Raw genomic sequence first — 21,089 nt, forward strand, 5'->3', positions numbered from 1 at the left:
CCATATTTGAAAGATCGGCTTTTCCTGCCCCGAGTAATAATCATGGTATGACATCTTTTACAGTATGTGTAAGTTTATTATTTCCGTAATTATAAGTACCTCTGACTTTTGGCTCTGTGACTAATTCATTCTTGCTATTATTCCAAATAATTTCAGCTTTACCCCCATTTAATTTATCTGTTTTTTTTCGACACATATTTACTTATCTCTGAACCAGCATCTAATTGATGAAAAGCAGCTTCAGAATCCGGTAAACGAACGTAGTTTTCATTATCTTTTGGATTAGCTACATTTTGTCCTATAATTGCAGAATTTGCAACATCTCGCTGCGGACCATTGTAATTTTCAAGTTGTTTTGCTTTTAAATAACCATTAACCAACAGCGACACAAATACCTCCCGTGAATTTAATTTTGTACACTAAGCTGTCTTATTGCTTAGTAATTAAAAAGCTTCCTATATGTCCATATTAATAAACCTTCCGGCAATGCTAAAATAAGTAGAAATAATATAAATCTTGAGAATTGAATGTTTTTTACCATTTTCAAGGTAATGCTATACAAATCAAATATAAAAGTATATCTTTTTGCTACATATAAAACAAAAACTCCATAACTAAGAATTAATAAATAGAATCCAATCTTTTTTATGATCTTAATCATTATCTCCTCATTTGTTTTTATTCTGTAATTGTAAATCGGATAAGATTTCTTGCCATACCCCAATAAATATACCTTTTGTCGCTTCATTCTTAGTAATATCCGTTAATCCTTTCTTTGATAGATACATTACTTTCGAAGCCTCGCTATCAGTCACATAAGCTTTATAAGTCACTTTTGCTCCGGTTGTTACCGTTGCCCCTGTTATAATTCCAGCAATGCCTGCGATAGCGGTATTCAGACCGACGCTTTCAGTCAATTTATTACCATGCATTGCATTATCCGCTACTGTGCCAACAGAGACTCCTGCCATATTAGCAGCTGCATTTAAAGCCGTATTTGCTACCTCATAAACTTTTATTACATCTCCTACAGCTTTTATTGAACTCATTCCACAAGTTATAGCTCCAGTAACTGCACCCCCCAAAAATGCAGCTCCGACGGATTTAACATCAACACTTCTAACGGCATCCCCAAAACTTTGATCATTAATCATATTGGAGGCCGTCTGTACTGCAAGATTAATCGCTGCTCCGGTAATACCACCGACAATCGCTCCTATTACAGCTTTACAAAGAACATAAGATAATTGTTCATTTTATAAAATCTTCCTCACACCACCGCATGTAACTATCTCATGACCTTAGTCCAAAGGAACAAAATAGTAAATGCCGGATATAACAATATCGGAATATCTTGAGCCTTCATAACTTGATAAGATTCTTATAGATATATCAGCATCATTTATTGTGTCTGGAAGTTTTATTAATTGAAAATTTCCAGTATCCTCCAGTTCTGCTTCGAAAGAAAAAGACTTTGTCTTAATTAAAATCTTTTTTGCCCTCGCATTCTGGGAGTACAGATATGGTTTTTCAGCATTAACAAATCCATTTACTATAACAAGATGATTTATTGGAAATATCTTATTATTATATTTTTTTACTCTTCCATTGATAATTTTTTTATCAGATTTTGAAGATATTGCCCATGGGGTCTGACTTAAATCAAAAAAACTGTTCGGCTTGTATTCAATTTTATTATTACCAGAATCAGTTTCAATTACATAATCATCAGGAGATTTTACTTCTATTCCACTCAGCGCTGGAGTTTCTTTGTATCCGTAAAGAAAAGTTTTATAAAATTGTTCAGCATCATTACTATATTTGTACTTATTGGAAGCAGATTTTTTTAAGAGTGTTAGAAAATATGTATTATAAAATTGTGTAAAAAGAACTGTATACTTTTGGGTATCTGTCTCAAAAAAGTACTGGCCGTTTTCCTTAAAAAAAATCCCTCTCTGCTGGTTATTGTCAACTTCCATGCTATATGGTTTTATAACAATTATCTTTTTATTTGTATTTGTAAATTCCTTTCCAAAAGGAACATCTTTAAAATCTGCCCAGAATTCATCGTTTGTTTTCCTGCTTAACACTTTATAAGAATTTTTCACCAGGTCAACATAGTAATCTTCATAACCTTCAATGCCGCTTATCACAAAACGAATATTATCATCTCCAATTTTTAAATACTCGGCTATATCGGGATCTACGTCAAGTTGTAAACAAATATTACGAGTAACTGCATTTTCCTTTAATCCAATTATTCTTAAATAACGTTGTTTATTTTTATATTCATTATAGCAATAAAATATTTCATTAGTTTCTTTATTCGTTTCAGAAAAAATTAATCTTTCACAATCTTTAAAATCAGACGGATATAATTCTTTTGGAGTTTGAGCAAATACACAATTGAATTAAATAATATTAAAACTATCGATATAACATGTCTTTTCATTTTTGCATCCATATTTTATTTATTTTTTACTATTAGTTTTGCATTACCATGATCGCTTTCTTCATTTTTACAATAAAAATCAATTAGTTGATTCATTAACAGTTCATCATGTATTCCTAGACAGCCGTCAGTATTTGTAGTTGAGGTTAAGTGAATTTGATAGCCTCCACCTTCTTTTGATGTACCATCAGGATACGGCTCTTGTTGATGAGCATTTGTTGTTATCCAAGTTTCACCATAACTTCCTTTGTTTGTAGGGTTCTTTTTTATTCCAGTTATTTTCCATTCTCCATCAGGCATTCTTTTAGGAGTATTCCCATAACTAGTGGTTCGGCTCGTATCGACATCAACAGAATTATCCCATGGTTTTACAGCTGTTGTAATTTTAGATTTTAATAAGTTATTATTATCACCTTTTATAAACATTACATCTTGAATTTTTCCATCAATCTTATAAACAACTTCTAGAGTTAAGCTATTTTTATTGAGAATTAATGTTAATTCCAGCCCCCACAAATCCACAAAGTTCACTGAATCTCCATCGCAGTACACAAACCAGTTTGCTCCATCTCTGATTGGGTCTACTGTCGTGAACCTTGAGACAGCTGGCTTGTAGTCTCGGTAACCGTAGTTGTACAATCCTGTTGCCTTGTCAAACTGCTTCCCTAGATAGCCGCAGTCCGCAGCTCCGGACAGGTCTCCCTGAACTGGTGAGCCGAATGCGTCGTAGGCGTAACGGCTCACCGACTGTATCTTGTTTTCGCGGTCAATCACAACGCTCTCACAGAGCCTGTTTTGACTATTGTATAAATACATCTCAGATTTCAAACTGGATTCTTTTGCCAGCATATTTCCATTCCTGTCATACGTGTATTTTACACAAACTCTGCCGTTACTGCCACTGGAAAAGGAGGGAGAAGTCTCTCCCCCCGCCTTTTACGACATTGATATATTCAAAGTCTATAAGCTGGCGCACTGCGTACTTTACTGCAGTCTGACTCTGGCCGGTTATTCCCTTATCTGACGCTGAGTCATGCTGATTTCAGTTACGGAAAGTTCCTGTTTTTCCGCCTCGCTTCTTGCAAGAGCTCTCATCTGCTCGTAAAGAATCTGCACTCCGGCCGGCAGTTCCCTCATCGTGCTTGAAAGGACTCCTTCGACCATGATTTTGTATGCAATGCTGTAATCTTCAAGGTCGCACCTTATAAAACTTATGCCGTCTTCAGTTTCTTCCTTTTTCTGATGCTGGCGGAGAAAGCACACGCGGGCGATTAAATCCATAAAGCGGTCGTGGTCACGTCTTGTACGCATGAGCTTTACCGGAAAGTTTAAGTATGGAGCAAAATCGTTTACGATGTTCACTTTACGAAGTAGTTTTTGAGCAGCCCTGTGGGTCTTTATGATTTTTCCTTTTCTTCATTTCCGGTTTTAAGTTTTGCCAGGGAATACTTGTACCTCTGATTTTCCTGAATTCGCCTTGTCTGCTCGGCACTTTCGTCCGTATTCACAACAAAACAGCGGCTTGCGTTTTCAGGGGTTATTGCATTGTTCGTTCCGCTCATTACGCTTGAAACAACAACAGGAGTTCGCACAACCTCGCTCTGCATTTTTCCGGTTTCCGGATCCTTTACCGTTACAAGACGGCTCAACTCTTTTCCCGAAAGCATTTCCCTTATCTGATATTCAATCGTATCTGAATGAACTGCTTCACCCAGAATCATGAACTTGTGCATAAGGTCATCTATGTAGTTCAAGGCCTGATCTGAAAGGCTTGTTACTGCAACTACTTCTTCAGGAGGCATCAGGCGGCGGACTATATCTACAAGGTAGCTTTTTCCGCTTGCAGACTGCGAGATAATAAGCACGATTATCGGGTCATCAAGCTTATGGCTTGATGCGCAGAGATATAGAAGAATATTGTTCAGTTCTTCTCCAACATAGCCCATCTTCTCATGTCGTCTGTAATCCTTCGGAAAAGATTTCTGTCGCGGAGAAGGCTTAAGCCATCGCTTTTTCCTATTCGGTAAGCTCCGTATTCTGCGAGTGGCTCTTAGCTAAAAGGCGTTCATCACGTTCTTTTTCTAAAAGCTCAAGGATTTTTATAAGGTCCATTTCAACGCGCTCGGGGCTTATTCCCCAGGTTCTGTAAAGCCCCTGTGCAAAGCCTGCGCGGCCGCGGCTTGCGTAAAGGTCTATTGAATCATAGTAGCTTACTTTGCCGTTTCCCGCCAGAATGTTCACGCGAAGACTTGTAACAAAAAGCGGCTTTACGCCTCCGATTCTGTAGCTTGTCCCGCCTGTTTCAAAGACTCTAAAAAGACCTTCTTTTCTTACAGTGATTTTTGCCCTTTTATCAGGAGTTTTTTCTTCTGCAGAACTTTCTTCTGAAACTGCAGAATCCTTTTTCTGACTGCCTGACGGCGGTTCTGTTTCTTTTTCTTCTGTTTTTGAAACGACCGGAAAGTTTTCTTCCTCAACATTGTCTATGATATCTTTCCCGATTTTGTAATCTTTCAAAAATGATTTTGCCATAACTTATGCCTCCATTATTGAAAGGATTTCTTCACATAAAGCTTCGTACTGCACGGCTCCGTTGTCTGTGCTTTTGTAGTCAAAGATTGTCATTCTTGCAGTCTGTGCTTCTTCAATTCTGACGTTCTGGTTTACAACGCTTTTTAAGACGTAATCCTTATATTCTTCAGAGGCCTTTGAAACTACTTCTTTTGAAAGACTTGCACGCGCGTCATATATTACAAACGCAATTCCAAGAATTTTAAGATCCGGGCTGAGCCGTTTCTTCACCTTTGAAATGCTTTCCAGAGACTGGCCGAGTCCCTGTAGGGAAAAGTATTTTGATGAAAGCGGAATGAATGCAAAATCAGCTGCACAGAGTGCATTTACTACAAGAATGTTTAAGGATGGAGAAGTGTCTACAAGGCAGAAATCAAAATCAACTTTTACTTCATCAAGCTTTTCTTTAAGTACAAGATGACTTCCGACTTCGCCGTCAAGTTCCCTTATAACGCCGCTAAAGTTCGAGCTTCCGGCAATTACCTTTACTCCTTCCCAGTCTGTAGCGGTAAAAGCATCCTTTACGAAAAGCTCGTCATTGACTAAAACTTCATCTACAGTGTGTACGATTTTATTTTCAAACAGAATTGACTGTGTTGAATTTTTCTGGTCATCAAGATCTACGATAAGAACTTTCTTCCCTTTTAGTGAAAGGCATCTTGCAAGGTTCAGGCAGGAAGTGCTTTTTCTATTGCCGCCTTTTCTCTGTACTACGGCTATTGTCTTCATGCTTCTTCCCCCGTCCTTGCTTTCCTCATTTCGCGTTCATAGCTTTTCTTTGCTTCGTGAACGAAACTGTTCTAAAAGCTCTGCGACATTCTCGCCGAAAAAATCAAACCGGCAGGAAAGTGTTCTGGAAATGGGAATACATGAAACTCTTTCAAGGCTGCAGCCTGAAAGAACAAGATAAGCTGCTTCATACAGGTCTGTAACCTAAAAGGCAGGAGTGTTCTGTGCAGACATGGCAAGTCCTCCTTTATTTTTGCGAAACGGACTGCCTCTTTTAAAATAAACGTTTTTATGTTAATATAATAAATATGACGGTTCATTCCGTTGTGTTTTGGGCTCTGTTTCTGAAAGGATCTGCCAGGATTGCATTCAGATTCAGGGCTTTTTGTTTTTACGGTCGGTAACACAAACTGTGTCAAGCCATATTCTTAAGTTTTGTTTTATTTTATTATAACATACTTGTCAATCATTGATATATAATATTGTTATGCCGCATCCAAGAAAAGAAAAACTTCCAGAGCTTAATCTTTCAATCGGTGAAAACATTTCCCGCATCAGAAAATCCCGCGGACTTACGCAGATTGAACTTGGCGAATTAATCGGAATTAATCAGTATCAGATTTCAGATTATGAAATAGGCCGCCTGCATCTTTCAGATGAAATGATCATCAGGTTTGCAAAAGCATTGAAAACTTCTTCTGATGAGATTCTTGGATTAAAAGACTCAGAAATAGAAAAACCTTCTCTCAGACTTACAAAAAGACTTGTAAAAATTGAAACTCTTTCTGAAGCAGACCAGAAATCTCTTCTTAAAACAATTGATATGTTCCTGAAAGCTGCAGAAAAATAATTGCCTCTCTTTCTTCTCCGGATTTTCTGCCCGGTTTTACTAAATCCTTGTATTTACTGCATTTAAAACAAAAAAACTGGTCAGAACCAGTTTTGCCCAGTTAGACCAGTTTTCATTTTAATCATAGATTTCGCTTCTGTGCCCTATGCGAAGGACTGATATCAAAAGCTTATCATCCTTTATTTCACATATAAGCCGCCAGTCGCCGACACGGTAACGCCACAAGCCTGCTAGATTACTCGAAAGGCCTTTACCTCGATCCCGTGGATTTTTCAATTCCGAAACCTCATGTACATATTTTAAAATCTGCTTTTGTACACTTCCGTCAAGCTTCTTAAGGGTTTTAAATGCTGTTTCTGTAAATTCTACTTTCATAAACCAAGCTCGCTTTCAACTTCGGCAAGTGAGTAGGTTCTTTCTTTTCCGCTTCTTACATTCTTTATTACTTCTTCTGCAAGAAAAAGGTCCTCAAGGTCATCAAGGTATTCGTCCAGAAGGTAGTTGTAATAAAATGATGCCGGTCTTTTAGTTAATTTTGCGAGACGTTCAACTCTGATTTTACTCTGAGGATTTGACCTGAAATTAATTACTGCTGAATTAGTCATATTCGCCTCCTTATGTAATACATTGTATTACATCCATTGTTCTATCGTCAAGTATTTTCTTAAACTTTTGTATTTTCCGCCAGGAAAATGCAAAAGTCGCTCCCGCAGGGCATAGTACAAAATGATTGCTTATCTTTCCAGAATATCGCTTCGGCACAGCTTTTTACATCCGTGTAAAAAGCTTAAACAGAACACGCATTATTGTCATCTGTGCGTCCTGCTTGCTGAGCAATAATGCGTGTTCTGTTCACCTTCGCTTGCATCACCGTGAAAATGGCGGGAGCACCGGCCGGCGGATGGCATTTTCCGTGTTTTTTTAAGTTGTATACAGTGAGGGGGTGCGTTTGCAGCTAATTCCTTATATAACCATGAGTTTTCTTCGCTTGTATACATTTCTTTATCTTGCGGAGTCTGGACAGGCTCAGAACCTAAAGCTTTTAACGTAAGGAAAAATAATCCGCCAGCCGGCAGTTTTTGTAAGTCATGATTTTCAGTTGGACGATTAGCAGGTGAACAGAATGTACGTTATATGGCGGAGCGGACTGCAGCCAGGATGGCTGCTGCATATAACGCACATTCTGTTTAGTGGAGCTGCCACGGACGGCAGCGGAACGGCCTGCGGTTTTCATTTTGGAAGGTCTGTTTTTATGAACAAAAAAAAAGCTCCCGACGTGCTTTCTTTGACGGAAGATTGTTTCTCCGGGGAAAGCCTTTTGTTCGGGAGCCTGCGGCAGCAACCTTGAAGTTTTTTGTCAAAAAACTTCAAGGTCTAAGAAAAATTGTATTGTTTAATAAGATTTATTACACATTTTTCTAAATCATTTAAAAATAAAACATTTGTCTTACTTATTCCTTCTGAAACCTGAATAGTAATAGCAAATCTGCTTGGAATATGTTCTACATCAAATTTAGAATCATCCTCATTATAATACCAGATTTTTATAATTGCTTCTTTATAGACATTTCTTATAACACCTCTGATTTCTTCTTCAAAAACTGACAGCGTTTCTTTTGTATATTTAAGAACAGAATCCTTAAATAATATTATTCCATGAATTTGAGCTAAAGAAGTATCTTTTTCATTCTGAAATATTAAATCAGACAAACAATATGTATAATCAGAAATACTTTTTTTTTGCCAGTAATCACAGTAATATAGTTTTTTATCCATCAAGTTTTTCTAAAGAGCCTCCAATTCCATGATATGTTTCCACTGATAGTAAATATTTATTGTTGTCTATCAAATCCTGAAAATAATATCTGATAAAATCTGGATTTTTTTTCTTATCTAAAATTTCACTTATACTAATTTTAGTACAAAATAAATCATTTTCATTTATTATTTGAGTAATCTTACCTTCTTTTTCTTTCTGAGCTATCAAAAGAAATATTTTTTTTAATTCATCTGGAGAACTTATTTGTATATTTTCAAAACCGTTCATTATTTTACCACCCAACTAGGATCTACATTTGGAATTACAACCTGACTTCCACCACCAAGAAGAAAACCTCCTTGACTTTCTGCAAAGCCCTCAAATATAGTAGTTCCAGCAGGGACATTTATTTTTACAACATTTTCTGCTGTATTACCCCATTCTGGCTTTAATGCTAAATCTATTGTAGATTGTAGAGGACCTTTAGGAGCAGTTTTAGTCCAATAGCTACCTAATTGTTCTGCTGTTCCGCCATAAACTCTATATAAAGTTAAATCAGATTGTAATGTTACTTGGCTATAAGATCCACCCCTAAAAGTATTTGCCATTCCATCAGGTAATGGTCCTTTGTTCATAGGACCATAATTTTTTATAGTCTCTATACCAGAATTTACAGAACCTGTAGATACTAACGCTGTTACACCTTCAATGGCAGCACCTATACCTTGAGCACATTCATATGCTGCAGCCAAGTCATATACAATTTCGCAAGCTGAATCCAACATTTGAATTGTACCAAGAATTGGATGCCCATTCTTAAAATTTTGAACTGCCATGTTAGAATAATCTCGACCAAAATCAAGATTAAAAGCATTGCCTGCAGTTGGATAAATAGCAGGCTTCTTCTTATCTGTGGCTTCTAATCCATTTTCGTCTATGTAATTTATCGGATCTCCACCACAATAAGCATACCAGTTCATTCCATCACGGATTGGGTCCTGGGTCGTAAACCTTGCGACATCTGGCTTGTAGTCTCGGTAACCGTAGTTGTACAATCCTGTTGCCTTGTCAAACTGCTTCCCTAGATAGCCTAAGTCTTTTGCGCCACTCAAGTCACCTTGTACAAGTGAGCCGAATGCGTCGTATGCGTATGTATCTGTCTCAAAGGCAGAATTGTCTGTAGTCGCTCTCACACTTCCTAGTAAGTCTGTCGTAAAGTATGAGATATTCCCGTCAGCGTTTTGGGCAGCGGCTACTCCGTTTACATTTATAAGCGTTCTCTCTCCAACATAACGGCTGCTCACAGTTTTGTAGTTTCCTTCATCGATGTTATAATATCTGTTTCCGTCGTTTTTGTCGTCCTCAAGATAGCGGTAGCGGTCTCCTGTCGGGCGTCCTGTACGGCTTATCCTAAGTCCTGTCTCATTGCTGTCTGTGAACATGCCGTTTGCAAACGTCGGGCTTTGTTTTATGATATCAAAAGTAAACCCGTCGTAAATGCTTTTCATACAAGCCTCATCTCGGTCTTGAACTAGGATTCGCCTGCCGAATGCGTCGTATGCGTAACGGCTCTCTGATTGTGTTTTTTCCCTTTTATCTATAATCTGTGAACTGCAAAGCCTGTTCCGGCTGCTGTATGAATATTTTTCAAACTTCAGACCCGATTCCCTTGCCAGCATATTTCCATTCCTGTCATACGTGTATTTTATACAAACTCTGCCGTTGCTGCCACTGGAAACAAGCCTGTTTAAAATTTGCCTTTAGTCAATACCAAATTTAAAAAGTTTAAAGAGGATAAATTATGTCCTCTTCCGTTCCCAGTTTTTAGACAATTTCATTTGACGAATTTGTATTTATATTAAAAAACAAAAATTTATTTACTTCCTTAAGAACTGCCAATAAATTGAAACTCCTAACAAAGGAATTATATACATCATAGGAAAAAAAAGTATTGGATTATTAACAATATTGATAGCACAAACAAGTAATGCTAATACTGAAAAGATAATTGCAACTATACTAATACTGTTTTTTTTGTTCCTGATTTTCTCTTCTACAAAATAAAAACAAAAAAAGAACCAATACGTAATAAGAGAAAATAAATATAATATAAGCAGTTTCATAAAATCTTTCGTTTGAAAATTTTGAGCATTATATTTATATAAAAAAAAATCTAACATGCCATTTATTATGGAAATCAGAAAAAATACTATTAAGTTTTTCATTTACCTTTTTTGCTCCAATTAATTTCTAAACGTGGTTTTAATATTGCTCCAAAATCAAGAACGACACCGCTTGAAATGTCAAATTTTCCTTCAATACCTGCCGTCAACCCTGCTGCTCCTCCAATATTTACATTTATATCATATCCAAATAAATTAAATTGAACTCCCATTTTTCCACTAATGGAGGCGCCATTTACTCCAGCGCCAAATCCTAAGCCTCCATCAATCACTGAAGAATTAAACGATGCACTTAATATATCTAATGATACATTTGCATATACAAAACTTGAAGTTTTATTCAGTTCAGATGAAATGCTATATACTCCAACTTCAAGTAAGCATGAATTTTCTCCTAGCCCATCAACAAAAGTGGCCTTTCCCCAGAGAGCTTTCTGTTCCTTATTTTGATTTGCAGTATATTGTGCATAATTGAATGAAGAAAGCAAACTGCCAGAGACAGAATCCACCTGTCACTTCGGTTCAGACGGTTCGTATGCCTTTATAACAACACTATCAGAATTAAATGTATTTCCAGCTCCGTCGGTTTCTCTAAGTATTAATACTAAAGTTTTTTTACTACCTCCATCACTTGCGCTTAACCCCCACAAATCCACAAAGTTCACAGAATCACCATCGCAGTACACAAACCAGTTTGTCCCATCTTTGATTGGGTCTACTGTCGTGAACCTTGAGACATCTGGCTTGTAGTCTCGGTAACCGTAGTTGTACAATCCCGTTGCCTTGTCAAACTGTTTGCCTAAGTAGCCTAAGTCTTTTGCGCCACTCAAGTCACCTTGTACAAGTGAGCCGAATGCGTCGTAGGTGTATGTGTCTGTCTCAAAGGCAGAATTGTCTGTAGTCGCTCTCACACTTCCTAGTAAGTCTGTCGTGAAATATGAGACATCTCCATCAGCGTTCTGCGCTGCAATGCTTCCGTTTACATAAACTGCACTCCTGCTGCCCTTGAACCTGTCGGATACAGTCCTGTAACTGCCATCGTCAATATTATAATATCTGTTTCCGTCGTTTTTGTCGTCCTCAAGATAGCGGTAGCGGTCGCCTGTCGGGCGTCCTGTGCGGCTTATTCTAAGTCCTGTCTCATTGCTGTCTGTAAACATGCCGTTTGCAAACGTCGGGCTTTGTTTTATGATATCAAAAGTAAAGCCGTCGTAGATGCTTTTCATACAAGCCTCATCTCGGTCTTGAACTAGGATTCGCCTGCCGAATGCGTCGTATGCGTAACGGCTCTCTGATTGTGTTTTTTCCCTTTTATCTATAATCTGTGAACTGCAAAGCCTGTTCCGGCTGCTGTATGAATATTTTTCAAACTTCAGACCCGATTCCCTTGCCAGCATATTTCCATTCCTGTCATACGTGTATTTTATACAAACTCTGCCGTTACTGCCACTGGAAACAAGCCTGTTTTCTTCATCATAGTTGTAATTGATTGTCCCATTTTTAGTGACAGACTTAATCCTGTTGCCGTTTCTGTCATACTCATAGCTTTCTTTTATAAACAACTGCATTGTAGTTATTCTATCTCCAAAACCAAACCCTGCATAGTTGAGGACTGCGGCTAACTTTCCTTTAGTGACAGCGTCAAGAAACTTGTTTTCTGCCATATCTTCATTTACAGAAAGCTTGTTCTCATCCGCTTCCGCCTTAAACTTATCGACCATCGCTAATGATTGCTTATTTTTCCTGAATATCGCTTCGGCACAGCTTTTTACATCAGTGTAAAAAGTTTGAACAGAATGTACGTTATGTGGCGAAGCGGCCTGCGGTTTTTCATCTTGGAAGAATTGTATTTATAAACAAAAAAGCTCCTGACAATTATTTCTTTTATGGAAGTTTGTTCCTTCGATGAAAGCTTTTCATTCTAGAGCTTGCGTAGCGATTCCGTAGTTTTCTTCGAAAACTACGGGGTTTTTAATTCTCATTTGATAAACTGAAAATAAAAAAATGCATTTTTCAAGTTTTTGAAAACTAAAAGAACTTGGGCATAGTATCAGAGTTCTTGTCTTTTTTGTTTTTTTTTCTTAAAATTTTAACAAATATAAAATAAATCAATGTTGTCAAAAGGCTATAAAATACTGCAAATAAATACATTAAATTTCTTGATAAATCATTTGCCCATATACTCCACAATTGTTCATATTGATATGATTCTATCATGTTAATATTTTCATAATGTTTGATTAATTTTTTTACTACAAAATCAAATATATTATTATTCCCAAGAACTAAAGTGATGTACGTCATAAAAAAAAGAATTATGTATGGAAATTTCATCCTTTTTGATAACTGTAATCTCCCAAACAAAAAGAAAAATGAAAACATAGTAAAAATACAACAAAATATATTTGGATCAAACAATACGGTATTCGAGTTTCTCACAATTAAAAATGGAGTTACAACATACATCAAGAGTGCTGCACAATAGAAAAGTAATGAAATAATAAGTAAAAATATTTTTTTATATAACACAGGCTTATCCTTATTTATCGTATATTTATATCGTAATAACCGTTTGAATAATTTATATCGCAGATTCTTTCTTCATCAGTTTGAATTTCTTTATAATTATTTGCTTTCCTTTTTGTTATTTGAAATCCAGAGGCTGTCTCTGTTACAACATATTCTGAATATGGTTGCAGGATAAGTTTTACTGCATCAAAATAATCAACATCCTGAATATGCAACGAAATTTTGTGTGTTGGCAAAACTTCGTATGTAATTGATTTTGATATTTTTTCTGATATTTTTTCCAGAATCGTAGAGATTGAACTCTCATAACTATTTACAGTAATTTTATTATTATTTGTAACGTCAATTTTTACTTTTGAAACAATCCATAAAGATGTTGTTTTTGTAACAAACAGTTTGTTTGCATAAAGAAAAGCGTCAAAAATTTCATCAAAACTTTTCTCTTCATTATTTTGGGCAACATACAAAAAATTCCCCATCCCAACAACAGTATCATCACAGACAATCGATTTGCCACTGCGTATTGAAAGAACATAAACAATATCTTTCAAGTCTTGATTATAAAATTCAAATGATTGCAAATCTTTCGCATGCAAAATCGAATTGAACAAAAGAAATAAAATAAAAAAACATGATTTTAGACTGCGGACACAGCCATTCGAGAACTGATCAATTATACTTTTTGACATAGTCGTATGCTAATTTAATTCCTAAAAAATATCAATATTTATTGAAGTTTCTCGCAATTATTTTTGAGTTTTATGATTTGAATTAAAATAAAAAAAAGACTCCTGAAATCAATCAGAAGTCTTAAGCGGCTGATGCAGGTTTTGAACCTGCGACACATGGATTAACAGTCGTCACCAAGATTATATCAAAAGTATCCAGTGCTACTTCTTTCCCTATTTGATATCTTTATTTTATATCAGTATAAGGAATTATGCAACTGACAGTTTTTGAATTACTTTGAGATGTTTTTATTTTACTACAATCTTTACTACAATCGTGTGTAAATCCATTACTACAAGAAAAAAAGGGGCCGTTAATTGCCGTTCGTTCCAGCCGTACTACGTACCGCTTCCACTCACTACACTTAGCGAAGTCTCAACGTTCCGTCTTCCAGAAAGGTAGCAAACAGAGTGCTCCTCATTCGCATAATTCCGCTACACTTCGTTCCGCTCCATTCTGCTCATTCGTTCACACACTGTTTGCATTTACTAGCAAGCTCGCATGTGGGCCTTTGTTCGGGCCAAGCAAGGAGCAATGCAAGCACAGTCAGCCCAGTCGCTTCGTGCATCTGCTTCGCAGTAGCACTACGCTTTGTGGTCTGCCTGTTTCCGCAGGCGGGCCCATAGTTGCAGTAAGCACTCTTTTTGCAGAAGCCGCCAAAAGTCAGCCTCGCGCTGTAAACTGGTCGTGAAAAAAATAATGTGTCTCCCGCGAGTGTCGCAACTTAAAACGGTGGGCACGCAAAAGGTTTCCCCCTTCCCCCCTGCCGCGGGGCACTGAACTGACCCCAAAAAGTTAGACACTTTTTGGAGGTTAGAAAATGGGAGTTACAATTCCTTATCCAATTGACTTGAGAGTAAAGGTTTTGGCAGAATACAAGGCAGGAGTTGTCGGTTACAGAACTCTAGCAGCCAAATATGGACTGCAGCGAGATACCGTAAGGTATTGGGTTTTGCAACAAAGAACCGGCAGAGGATTGCCTGTGGAAACCAGAAACGAGATAATCATCGATGATGAACAGAAGGATATTGAATACTACAAAACAGAAGCTGAATACTGGAAAGCTTATGCAAAGAAACTCGAAGCAATAAGGTTTCCAGAAAGTAAAAAAAAACAGCAATCGAAACAATCAAAGAATTACATAAAAAAGGATACAAAATAAGCGTTCTTTGTAAGATTACAGGCATAAGCCGAGCAACATTTTATTATCAGAAAGATAACACAAGGAAAACTGACAAAGACCTTGAAACACTAGAGATAATAAAAATGCTGCCTGAAAAACAATTACGCTACGCTGGCGCTAAGGTAAAAGCTCATTACCTGAAACTCCAGTTTGGCATAAAAATGAATCACAAAAGGATTTTGAGGGTATCAAATCTGTATGGGATTCATGTAGAGAACCGTGTAAGACGGTTTCCTAAGGGATATTATCAGACTTTGAAGGAGAATGATGCCAATCTGCCTAAGAATATCCTTAACAGGGAGTTTTCTGCAGATAAACCGTTGCAGAAGCTTGTGACAGATATCTCATACTTCAAAATAAAAAATGGATGGTTATTCCTTAGCGCAGTAATGGATTTATTCAACAATGAGATTCTGGCGTTCAGAATGTCTAATCATGCTGATACAGAACTTGCTGTTGATACAATAAACAGTCTGTGTGACAAATGTAATATTTCTAATACTCTGATTCACTCGGATCAGGGAAATACTTATAAAGCGTCAGAATACAGAAAACTGTTGAACGAGAAAGGTTTTATTCAGAGCATGAGTCGGGTCGGTAACTGCTGGGATAATGCCTGTATGGAACACTTTTTCGGTACACTGAAAGCAGAGTCTGGATATTATAATGTTAGTAGACATGGCTTGCTTTCATATCAAATGATGGAAGAACTAATAACTGATTTTATTCAGTTCTATAACAAGGACCGCATACAAAAAAAATTAGGCTGGAAATCACCAAAGACTTTCAGCCTAAAATGTGCGTAACAACTGTCTAAAAAAATGGGGTCAGTTCAATATAACAATCTTTATTTTTGTATTCCTCTCCACTCAATTTTCACTGCCAGTCCCAGCCAGTACCTCTGCCCATTAGAACTCAGCCTCTTAAAACCTTTCTCACTCATCCTAAGCCCCAGCCACTTCTGTGACATAACCCGTTCATTATTTTTCGCACACCACTTAATGTAAGTCTCGTATAAAATCTTAGTATGCAGTCTCCACTGCAAAGCTGCATCCAACTCAAGACAGTCATTCACAAAAGTTCCAACCGCATCCATATCCATTCGATATTCCTCATTTGCTTGGCGAACCGCATCCGGATCTTCAAGGTCTTCCTTTTTCCACATCGCATATCCCTGAATCAGCCAGTTCAAAATCCCGCTATTCTCGGCAATCAGTTTTTCCGTAAGCTTCTTATCTCTTTGTTCCGGTAGTATAGTTACAGTAAAAGGAATCATCTTAATACGTCTCCAAATCCCGTTATCAGCACCACGGATTTTCGGCTTATGGTTTGTCGCCATAAAAATCTTAAAAGTTGGCTTAAAAGAAAAATACTCCCCATAAAGAAATCGAGCTGTCAATTCATCCTCACCAGTAACAGTTTTAATCAAGCTTTCGCTCAAAGGTTTTCCTTGTTCAATCTCACTCGTGGTAACAAGACGCGCACCTTTAAGACGTGCCAGGTCATTACTCTGTTCGCTGTTCTTCTTCATAAAAGTTTCAATCATCGTGCTTCTTGCATAGTCACCAAAAAGATGATGAAGCACATTCAAGAATGTAGATTTACCATTAGCTCCAGTTCCCCACAAAATAAATAGACACTGTTCGCTTACATCGCCACTTAATGCATATCCCATTGCTTTTTGAACAAAGTGAATTAAATCATTATCCTTATTAAAAATCTGCTGCAGAAAAAGATTCCAGGTCGGGCATTTAGCATCCTTCTGAAAAACAAAATTACTTTTATTTGTAATCAAATCTTTGTTGCTTGGGTCTCTTATTTTTTCAGTTCGTAAATTAATTGTCTGAGTCGGAGTATTAAAGAGGAGATGATCCTTATCCAACTCAAAATCTTCAACCTTCAAATCCTTACTCATTTTCAAAAGTCCAACCATTCCCTGAATGCGTCTGTAATTTTCACTTCTTACAAGATGCTTCTCAAAAAGAATCTTCAACTGTAAATCATCAATACTTCGCAAAGCCCTGTACATCTTGTGAATAAAGTCAATGCACATTTCTTCAACCCGTCCACGAGTATCAATCTGCCAGCAGGTTCCATTCCAGATTAAAAACTTATTCCAGGAAATACAGTAACGGATTTTTTGAGAATATGCCTTAATAAAAAAATCTCTGTTAGTGATATCAGAAAACTGCATCTCACCGGCAATATAAAGATTTGTCTTTATAGTCCTAGCCAGCGAGTCAATTGATTTCTTTTCCATCTCTTCAAATTTTGAGCTCATACACGTTTCCTTATAAAGTTGTTTTCAACAGCAAGCCTGTACATGCTGATCATTTTCTTTTGAGAATCTTCAAAAGTTCCAAGCAGTCCTCCGTCTCCTTCGCAAAGTTCATCCCAATGGTCATAAAACAAAGTCAGAACATCAGGGCAAAGATAGAATCTCCCGATGTTCCACCAGGAAGCAAATTCATCTGCCTCAAAATTTGGCGGTAATCCATTTATCATTCTGATTTTTTTATATACATTTACATCGTCACTGATTTTCTGAATAAAATCTTTTGAAACATCTCTCACCGATTCAGATAAAAACTCTTTAAGCTCTTTTTTCTTTTTCTTCTTCTTTTTTTCTTTCTCATCGTTCATAAACAAATACCCTCACAGAAATCCCACGTGCAGTCCTGTCATCATCAAAAATAACTTCCGGCCAGAAGCTCCACCAGCCGCTCTGGTCAATATCTTCCTCAGACTGCACATCATAAAAAATCACTCCACCTTCTTCATCTTTTACAACTGCAGGAAAAGTCACTTCTGATTCATCCGGTTTACGAGCTGCAATCGTTACAGTCTGATAGCCCGATAAATCACATTTTGTATCAATCAAAATCCTGAGCTTTGTTTTATTCTTATAAATACGTTTCATATTCTGCACTCCAAAGTTATTTCATCTGCAATCGGACAGAACAAAGTCACAACATTATTAGCTTCCCGAATCTTTCCGCGCAGCCAATCCCAAACGCTTATTACAGTCTGTACAGTTCTGAAGAATAAACGTGATGCAAACGGCAAAGCCTCAAAATCAACTTCATCAATAAAGCTACGGAAATTATCTCCAGAGCGAATAATCAATTCTTTATCATCCACAACAGATTCTGGCAGTCTCTTGTAGTCCGCAACATGACTTGAAGAATCCAAAGCGTCGCCATTAGAGAATACAGAACGGATAATCAAAAGAAGCTGCTGTAGAGAATCAGAAAATGAACAACCATCAGAATATTCCTTCTTCATTCTATTAGAACGAGAGTTCCTGGCAGTAATTCCTTCCTGGTCCTCATGCCTTCTGAAAAAGAAACTTCTTTTATCAAAATCATCAGAAAAATTCTTGCTGTCGCTGGCAGTTCTGAAAATGTGATTAGAACTGAATCCAGCTGATGTTATAAGTCCATTTGAAGCCGTATTTCTTTTCCAGTTTGATTTTCTGGTATACAAAGCCGTAAGATTCCCCGAAGTAAGCATAGTCCTTTTCCAAACAAGCTTTCTACTGTTACCAGTCGCAACTCTAACATTTCCAAGCACAGTTCTAGTATATGCAACAGATTCAATTTCATTTTCATATTGCATATAGATGCACATTTCCCAATCAGAAAAAATATTTCTCTGCTGGCTGATAAAATCTGGTGAACTTATATAAGCAATCTGCGAAGCATAACAGAACGTCGCGCACGGCTCCAGTAGAAATAAGACATTGTAGTTTGTGCATCTTCAATTTCTCCGGTTGCAGTATAACCAAGTAAATCTGAATAAAGTCCAAATACAATCCTTTCCCCTGCAATTAGTTTACGAGTCAAAGCTACGTTAAAACTTTTCCAGCCATTACTTTGACCTCTAAGTGATATTTCATTAAAAGATACATTAAGACATTGAGTCAGTTCCCTATTTTCATTTGCTGCAAATACAACAGGAATAACCGGCTGATAATCTATTCCATAGTTATAGTCCCAATACCATTCAGAAGTTGGAGCATAGTAATAATAGAAAATAGTTACAGAAGTTGAATTAGAGTTCTTTGGGCAAACAGCTCTGTAACCAAAAATATCATCTTCATCAACAATTTCACCTTCAATATCCTCATATTCATCATCATCAATTTCAACTTCATGCCAGGTAAGAAAGTCAGTAGGATTTCTGTCGTTTCCAACAATAGAGTAACTCATATCAAGAACCGCTTACAGTAATCTGCCAGTCAATCTGAAGGCTATCTGCAGAAGTCACATTTACTGCCGGAGTAATCTGAGCATAAGCCAGACATTTAGCAGCACTTGTGTTTCCATTCATAAGTGCAACTTCATTGATACCGTTGGCATTCAAATCACCTGCAGCAAAGCTTGTTCTATAAAGAACAACATTCTGTCCGGAAGAACCAAAGGCTGCCTGAGTTTTTGGAAATGTAGAATCCAGCTTTTTGAAAGAACCTGTCGGAGTATTTACTCCTGTGTTGTTCTTAGGAGTAGAGCCGGTCCAGCCAGTACCAACTCTCATATAACCATTTGTAGAATCAACCTTATTCTGAGTAGGATTACTTACAAGTAAATCTGCAATCAAACCATCACCCTGACTTGTGATAGTATTGTGATGTTTGAAAATCATAGGTCGTTCTTTCATTCGGAGAAGGGAACGCCAGAACCCATTTTTAAAATATTTCACATTACCATTACAGTCACGAACAGTAACCGTAACCAAGCCACGAACTTTTCCTTTACTTGAAATCATTTTATTAGTCCTCCAATAATTCCAAACACCAGCGACGTAATAACAACACCACCAGTACCACCAATCAAAGCTCCATAAAAGAATTGATTCTTTTTCTTTTCAGCAGCTTCTTTTAACTTCTTGTTTTCCAATTCCAAGGCCAAGGCCAGCTTCTGTTTTTCCAACTGGTCAGCTCTCTCTTTTTCAAAAGCAAGCTCGCCACCAGTTTCCAGTAAAGCAGACTTAACTGCCTCTTGAGCCGTTCTCTCAATTTCTTCTTCTGCAATTTGCATAACTTCCTCAATCGTCAGTTCTCTGGCAGCGTTTTCGGAATCTTTCTTTTCCGTCGGCAATTGCATCGAGACTGAGCCATAAGATTCTGCAAGCTCACGAGCATCAGCACGCTCAATACGAGCAATCGCTTGGTCCCGTTTAGCCGCAGCTTTCGTGTTAATCTCATCCGTATCATCCTCCACATCGTCATGCCGAACTTGTTTCGGCATCTCCTTTACAAAGAGAACCGTGAATATTGCCACAAACACAGCTCCCAGCCAAACAAAGATTTTTTTAATCACTTCCCAAACTTTCTTCATCCGTTTCCTTCTTTGTAAACTTAAAGTCCTTAAACTTCTGAACCTCACGACCAGCAATCACAGCCATAGTAACCGTAAGCCATTCAGCTCCACCGATTATCCCAAAACATTTAAGCACAGTCGGAACAATGAAGATGACAAACTTCACGCTGAGCAGCTTTTCAATCAATCGTTGAAATCGAAAACTAATCATCCTCTAGCTCCGTCAATTGCATTTCGAATCTGCTCAAACTGATAGTCAGCTCCAAACAAATCCACGTTATCATCACTGGCTTTCTGCAAAGCCTCTCTATCCAAGCCACGAACAATCACCCGGTAATCATTTGCCTGGTAATAAGGCTTCATATCAGAAAGAGAACGAAGCTCCGAATAAGGTTCCACACAGTTCAGAACAACATCACGGCCACAAACTCCAGCCACATGACAAACTTCATTTTCCTTGTAGATCCTGGATCCAAGTTTTCTGTCATAAAGTGTTATGAAGAAAGCTGCTTGAATATCATCCTTTTCAGGATTCTTCTTTGTGAAGTATTTTCTGAACAAGGCATCTGCAGTTACACGAATTGCACAGCCAGTTGCAAGCAACACTGCCAGGCATACTGAACCTGAACAATCTGAACTAATCAAATTTTCCTTTCCGCTTTCATAACGAAGAAACTGCATCCGCCCAAGAAAGTAGCGGTAGCGTTCAGCTTCAGTCAGTCCTTCAACAATTTCTTTTTCAGCTTCAAGCATAAGCCTCATTTTTAAATTCGTAGTATCCAT

At 37.5% G+C, this 21,089-nt stretch carries 28 protein-coding genes; 3 read left to right on the forward strand and 25 right to left on the reverse strand.

Annotated elements, in window-relative coordinates; translation table 11 throughout:
- Window positions 1-173: 173 nt before the first annotated feature.
- From H9I37_RS00150 to H9I37_RS00185, 8 genes are all read right to left on the reverse strand, one after another.
- Window positions 174-389: a hypothetical protein gene (locus tag H9I37_RS00150; protein WP_187380471.1), complete on the reverse strand. Its 216-nt coding sequence runs from the start codon at window positions 387-389 to the stop codon at window positions 174-176.
- Between the two features lie 279 nt (window positions 390-668).
- Window positions 669-1,154 carry a hypothetical protein gene (locus tag H9I37_RS00155; protein ID WP_187380472.1) on the reverse strand — a complete coding sequence of 162 codons (486 nt, stop codon included), beginning with the start codon at window positions 1,152-1,154 and terminating at the stop codon, window positions 669-671.
- A gap of 147 nt (window positions 1,155-1,301) precedes the next feature.
- Complete coding sequence (locus H9I37_RS00160) at window positions 1,302-2,153, reverse strand: NADase-type glycan-binding domain-containing protein (protein WP_187380473.1); 852 nt, start codon at window positions 2,151-2,153, stop codon at window positions 1,302-1,304.
- 314 nt (window positions 2,154-2,467) lie between these two features.
- A complete protein-coding gene (locus tag H9I37_RS00165; RefSeq protein WP_187380474.1) occupies window positions 2,468-3,301 on the reverse strand; it encodes an RHS repeat-associated core domain-containing protein in 834 nt (277 codons plus the stop codon).
- Between the two features lie 159 nt (window positions 3,302-3,460).
- A complete protein-coding gene (locus H9I37_RS00170) occupies window positions 3,461-3,763 on the reverse strand; it encodes a hypothetical protein (protein WP_187380475.1) in 303 nt (100 codons plus the stop codon).
- 86 nt (window positions 3,764-3,849) lie between these two features.
- Window positions 3,850-4,398 (reverse strand): hypothetical protein, encoded by a 549-nt coding sequence (locus tag H9I37_RS00175; RefSeq protein WP_187380476.1) that lies wholly within the window; start codon window positions 4,396-4,398, stop codon window positions 3,850-3,852.
- Window positions 4,399-4,468: 70 nt separating this feature from the next.
- Window positions 4,469-4,984 carry a hypothetical protein gene (locus H9I37_RS00180; RefSeq protein ID WP_187380477.1) on the reverse strand — a complete coding sequence of 172 codons (516 nt, stop codon included), beginning with the start codon at window positions 4,982-4,984 and terminating at the stop codon, window positions 4,469-4,471.
- A gap of 3 nt (window positions 4,985-4,987) precedes the next feature.
- On the reverse strand, window positions 4,988-5,752 hold the full coding sequence (locus tag H9I37_RS00185) for a ParA family protein (protein ID WP_187380478.1): 765 nt from the start codon (window positions 5,750-5,752) through the stop codon (window positions 4,988-4,990).
- A gap of 487 nt (window positions 5,753-6,239) precedes the next feature.
- On the opposite strand from H9I37_RS00185, the gene H9I37_RS00190 reads away from it, so the two are divergent.
- Window positions 6,240-6,602: a helix-turn-helix domain-containing protein gene (locus tag H9I37_RS00190; RefSeq protein WP_187380479.1), complete on the forward strand. Its 363-nt coding sequence runs from the start codon at window positions 6,240-6,242 to the stop codon at window positions 6,600-6,602.
- Between the two features lie 117 nt (window positions 6,603-6,719).
- Here H9I37_RS00190 and H9I37_RS00195 read toward each other — a convergent pair whose 3' ends face one another.
- From H9I37_RS00195 to H9I37_RS00230, 8 genes are all read right to left on the reverse strand, one after another.
- A complete protein-coding gene (locus H9I37_RS00195) occupies window positions 6,720-6,977 on the reverse strand; it encodes a type II toxin-antitoxin system RelE family toxin (protein WP_187380480.1) in 258 nt (85 codons plus the stop codon).
- Window positions 6,974-7,207 (reverse strand): type II toxin-antitoxin system RelB family antitoxin, encoded by a 234-nt coding sequence (gene relB / locus H9I37_RS00200; protein WP_187380481.1) that lies wholly within the window; start codon window positions 7,205-7,207, stop codon window positions 6,974-6,976. Before relB ends, H9I37_RS00195 begins: the two co-directional genes overlap by 4 nt.
- A 769-nt stretch (window positions 7,208-7,976) precedes the next feature.
- On the reverse strand, window positions 7,977-8,378 hold the full coding sequence (locus tag H9I37_RS00205) for a hypothetical protein (protein WP_187380482.1): 402 nt from the start codon (window positions 8,376-8,378) through the stop codon (window positions 7,977-7,979).
- Window positions 8,371-8,649 carry a hypothetical protein gene (locus H9I37_RS00210; RefSeq protein WP_187380483.1) on the reverse strand — a complete coding sequence of 93 codons (279 nt, stop codon included), beginning with the start codon at window positions 8,647-8,649 and terminating at the stop codon, window positions 8,371-8,373. The genes H9I37_RS00205 and H9I37_RS00210 overlap by 8 nt, the downstream gene beginning before the upstream one ends.
- Window positions 8,649-10,040: an RHS repeat-associated core domain-containing protein gene (locus tag H9I37_RS00215; protein ID WP_187380484.1), complete on the reverse strand. Its 1,392-nt coding sequence runs from the start codon at window positions 10,038-10,040 to the stop codon at window positions 8,649-8,651. The genes H9I37_RS00210 and H9I37_RS00215 overlap by 1 nt, the downstream gene beginning before the upstream one ends.
- A gap of 542 nt (window positions 10,041-10,582) precedes the next feature.
- A complete protein-coding gene (locus H9I37_RS00220; RefSeq protein WP_187380485.1) occupies window positions 10,583-11,053 on the reverse strand; it encodes a hypothetical protein in 471 nt (156 codons plus the stop codon).
- Window positions 11,054-11,056: 3 nt separating this feature from the next.
- A complete protein-coding gene (locus tag H9I37_RS00225; RefSeq protein ID WP_187380486.1) occupies window positions 11,057-12,265 on the reverse strand; it encodes an RHS repeat-associated core domain-containing protein in 1,209 nt (402 codons plus the stop codon).
- 822 nt (window positions 12,266-13,087) lie between these two features.
- Complete coding sequence (locus tag H9I37_RS00230) at window positions 13,088-13,762, reverse strand: hypothetical protein (protein ID WP_187380487.1); 675 nt, start codon at window positions 13,760-13,762, stop codon at window positions 13,088-13,090.
- An 860-nt stretch (window positions 13,763-14,622) separates the two neighbouring features.
- On the opposite strand from H9I37_RS00230, the gene H9I37_RS00235 reads away from it, so the two are divergent.
- The gene (locus H9I37_RS00235) at window positions 14,623-14,964 is read left to right on the forward strand and encodes a hypothetical protein (RefSeq protein WP_187380488.1); all 342 of its coding nucleotides are present in this window, start codon (window positions 14,623-14,625) and stop codon (window positions 14,962-14,964) included.
- Window positions 14,961-15,791: an IS3 family transposase gene (locus H9I37_RS00240; protein WP_370586908.1), complete on the forward strand. Its 831-nt coding sequence runs from the start codon at window positions 14,961-14,963 to the stop codon at window positions 15,789-15,791. Before H9I37_RS00235 ends, H9I37_RS00240 begins: the two co-directional genes overlap by 4 nt.
- Before the next feature lie 41 nt (window positions 15,792-15,832).
- On the opposite strand, the gene H9I37_RS00245 is transcribed toward H9I37_RS00240, so the two are convergent.
- The 9 genes from H9I37_RS00245 to H9I37_RS00285 form a co-directional block, all read right to left on the reverse strand.
- The gene (locus H9I37_RS00245) at window positions 15,833-17,245 is read right to left on the reverse strand and encodes a DNA primase family protein (protein WP_187380489.1); all 1,413 of its coding nucleotides are present in this window, start codon (window positions 17,243-17,245) and stop codon (window positions 15,833-15,835) included.
- A 17-nt stretch (window positions 17,246-17,262) separates the two neighbouring features.
- Complete coding sequence (locus H9I37_RS00250) at window positions 17,263-17,628, reverse strand: hypothetical protein (RefSeq protein ID WP_187380490.1); 366 nt, start codon at window positions 17,626-17,628, stop codon at window positions 17,263-17,265.
- Window positions 17,618-17,905, reverse strand: a complete 288-nt coding sequence (locus tag H9I37_RS00255; RefSeq protein ID WP_187380491.1) for a hypothetical protein — start codon at window positions 17,903-17,905, stop codon at window positions 17,618-17,620. The genes H9I37_RS00250 and H9I37_RS00255 overlap by 11 nt, the downstream gene beginning before the upstream one ends.
- Window positions 17,902-18,603, reverse strand: a complete 702-nt coding sequence (locus H9I37_RS00260; protein ID WP_222864157.1) for a hypothetical protein — start codon at window positions 18,601-18,603, stop codon at window positions 17,902-17,904. The genes H9I37_RS00255 and H9I37_RS00260 overlap by 4 nt, the downstream gene beginning before the upstream one ends.
- A gap of 62 nt (window positions 18,604-18,665) precedes the next feature.
- Window positions 18,666-19,196 (reverse strand): hypothetical protein, encoded by a 531-nt coding sequence (locus H9I37_RS00265; RefSeq protein WP_187380493.1) that lies wholly within the window; start codon window positions 19,194-19,196, stop codon window positions 18,666-18,668.
- A gap of 1 nt (window position 19,197) precedes the next feature.
- Window positions 19,198-19,752 carry a hypothetical protein gene (locus H9I37_RS00270; protein WP_187380494.1) on the reverse strand — a complete coding sequence of 185 codons (555 nt, stop codon included), beginning with the start codon at window positions 19,750-19,752 and terminating at the stop codon, window positions 19,198-19,200.
- Window positions 19,749-20,324 (reverse strand): hypothetical protein, encoded by a 576-nt coding sequence (locus H9I37_RS00275; RefSeq protein ID WP_187380495.1) that lies wholly within the window; start codon window positions 20,322-20,324, stop codon window positions 19,749-19,751. The genes H9I37_RS00270 and H9I37_RS00275 overlap by 4 nt, the downstream gene beginning before the upstream one ends.
- A complete protein-coding gene (locus H9I37_RS00280) occupies window positions 20,299-20,517 on the reverse strand; it encodes a hypothetical protein (RefSeq protein ID WP_187380496.1) in 219 nt (72 codons plus the stop codon). Before H9I37_RS00280 ends, H9I37_RS00275 begins: the two co-directional genes overlap by 26 nt.
- Window positions 20,514-21,089 (reverse strand): peptidoglycan endopeptidase, encoded by a 576-nt coding sequence (locus tag H9I37_RS00285; protein ID WP_187380497.1) that lies wholly within the window; start codon window positions 21,087-21,089, stop codon window positions 20,514-20,516. Before H9I37_RS00285 ends, H9I37_RS00280 begins: the two co-directional genes overlap by 4 nt.

This window comes from Treponema sp. Marseille-Q3903, assembly GCF_014334335.1.
Classification (GTDB): Bacteria; Spirochaetota; Spirochaetia; order Treponematales; family Treponemataceae; genus Treponema_D.

Excerpts from the sequence above, each read along its gene's own strand:
- H9I37_RS00225 (WP_187380486.1), bottom strand. The coding sequence starts at position 12,265 with ATGGTCGATAAGTTTAAGGCGGAAGCGGATGAGAACAAGCTTTCTGTA.
- H9I37_RS00230 (WP_187380487.1), bottom strand. The coding sequence starts at position 13,762 with ATGTCAAAAAGTATAATTGATCAGTTCTCGAATGGCTGTGTCCGCAGT.
- H9I37_RS00175 (WP_187380476.1), bottom strand. The coding sequence starts at position 4,398 with ATGGGCTATGTTGGAGAAGAACTGAACAATATTCTTCTATATCTCTGC.
- H9I37_RS00180 (WP_187380477.1), bottom strand. The coding sequence starts at position 4,984 with ATGGCAAAATCATTTTTGAAAGATTACAAAATCGGGAAAGATATCATA.
- H9I37_RS00215 (WP_187380484.1), bottom strand. The coding sequence starts at position 10,040 with ATGCTGGCAAGGGAATCGGGTCTGAAGTTTGAAAAATATTCATACAGC.
- H9I37_RS00270 (WP_187380494.1), bottom strand. The coding sequence starts at position 19,752 with ATGATTTCAAGTAAAGGAAAAGTTCGTGGCTTGGTTACGGTTACTGTT.
- H9I37_RS00205 (WP_187380482.1), bottom strand. The coding sequence starts at position 8,378 with ATGGATAAAAAACTATATTACTGTGATTACTGGCAAAAAAAAAGTATT.
- H9I37_RS00245 (WP_187380489.1), bottom strand. The coding sequence starts at position 17,245 with ATGGAAAAGAAATCAATTGACTCGCTGGCTAGGACTATAAAGACAAAT.
- H9I37_RS00165 (WP_187380474.1), bottom strand. The coding sequence starts at position 3,301 with ATGCTGGCAAAAGAATCCAGTTTGAAATCTGAGATGTATTTATACAAT.
- H9I37_RS00250 (WP_187380490.1), bottom strand. The coding sequence starts at position 17,628 with ATGAACGATGAGAAAGAAAAAAAGAAGAAGAAAAAGAAAAAAGAGCTT.
- relB (WP_187380481.1), bottom strand. The coding sequence starts at position 7,207 with ATGACTAATTCAGCAGTAATTAATTTCAGGTCAAATCCTCAGAGTAAA.
- H9I37_RS00280 (WP_187380496.1), bottom strand. The coding sequence starts at position 20,517 with ATGATTAGTTTTCGATTTCAACGATTGATTGAAAAGCTGCTCAGCGTG.
- H9I37_RS00265 (WP_187380493.1), bottom strand. The coding sequence starts at position 19,196 with ATGAGTTACTCTATTGTTGGAAACGACAGAAATCCTACTGACTTTCTT.
- H9I37_RS00185 (WP_187380478.1), bottom strand. The coding sequence starts at position 5,752 with ATGAAGACAATAGCCGTAGTACAGAGAAAAGGCGGCAATAGAAAAAGC.
- H9I37_RS00195 (WP_187380480.1), bottom strand. The coding sequence starts at position 6,977 with ATGAAAGTAGAATTTACAGAAACAGCATTTAAAACCCTTAAGAAGCTT.
- H9I37_RS00210 (WP_187380483.1), bottom strand. The coding sequence starts at position 8,649 with ATGAACGGTTTTGAAAATATACAAATAAGTTCTCCAGATGAATTAAAA.
- H9I37_RS00285 (WP_187380497.1), bottom strand. The coding sequence starts at position 21,089 with ATGGATACTACGAATTTAAAAATGAGGCTTATGCTTGAAGCTGAAAAA.
- H9I37_RS00190 (WP_187380479.1), top strand. The coding sequence starts at position 6,240 with ATGCCGCATCCAAGAAAAGAAAAACTTCCAGAGCTTAATCTTTCAATC.
- H9I37_RS00155 (WP_187380472.1), bottom strand. The coding sequence starts at position 1,154 with ATGATTAATGATCAAAGTTTTGGGGATGCCGTTAGAAGTGTTGATGTT.
- H9I37_RS00260 (WP_222864157.1), bottom strand. The coding sequence starts at position 18,603 with ATGCAATATGAAAATGAAATTGAATCTGTTGCATATACTAGAACTGTG.
- H9I37_RS00275 (WP_187380495.1), bottom strand. The coding sequence starts at position 20,324 with ATGAAGAAAGTTTGGGAAGTGATTAAAAAAATCTTTGTTTGGCTGGGA.
- H9I37_RS00235 (WP_187380488.1), top strand. The coding sequence starts at position 14,623 with ATGGGAGTTACAATTCCTTATCCAATTGACTTGAGAGTAAAGGTTTTG.
- H9I37_RS00170 (WP_187380475.1), bottom strand. The coding sequence starts at position 3,763 with ATGCGTACAAGACGTGACCACGACCGCTTTATGGATTTAATCGCCCGC.
- H9I37_RS00255 (WP_187380491.1), bottom strand. The coding sequence starts at position 17,905 with ATGAAACGTATTTATAAGAATAAAACAAAGCTCAGGATTTTGATTGAT.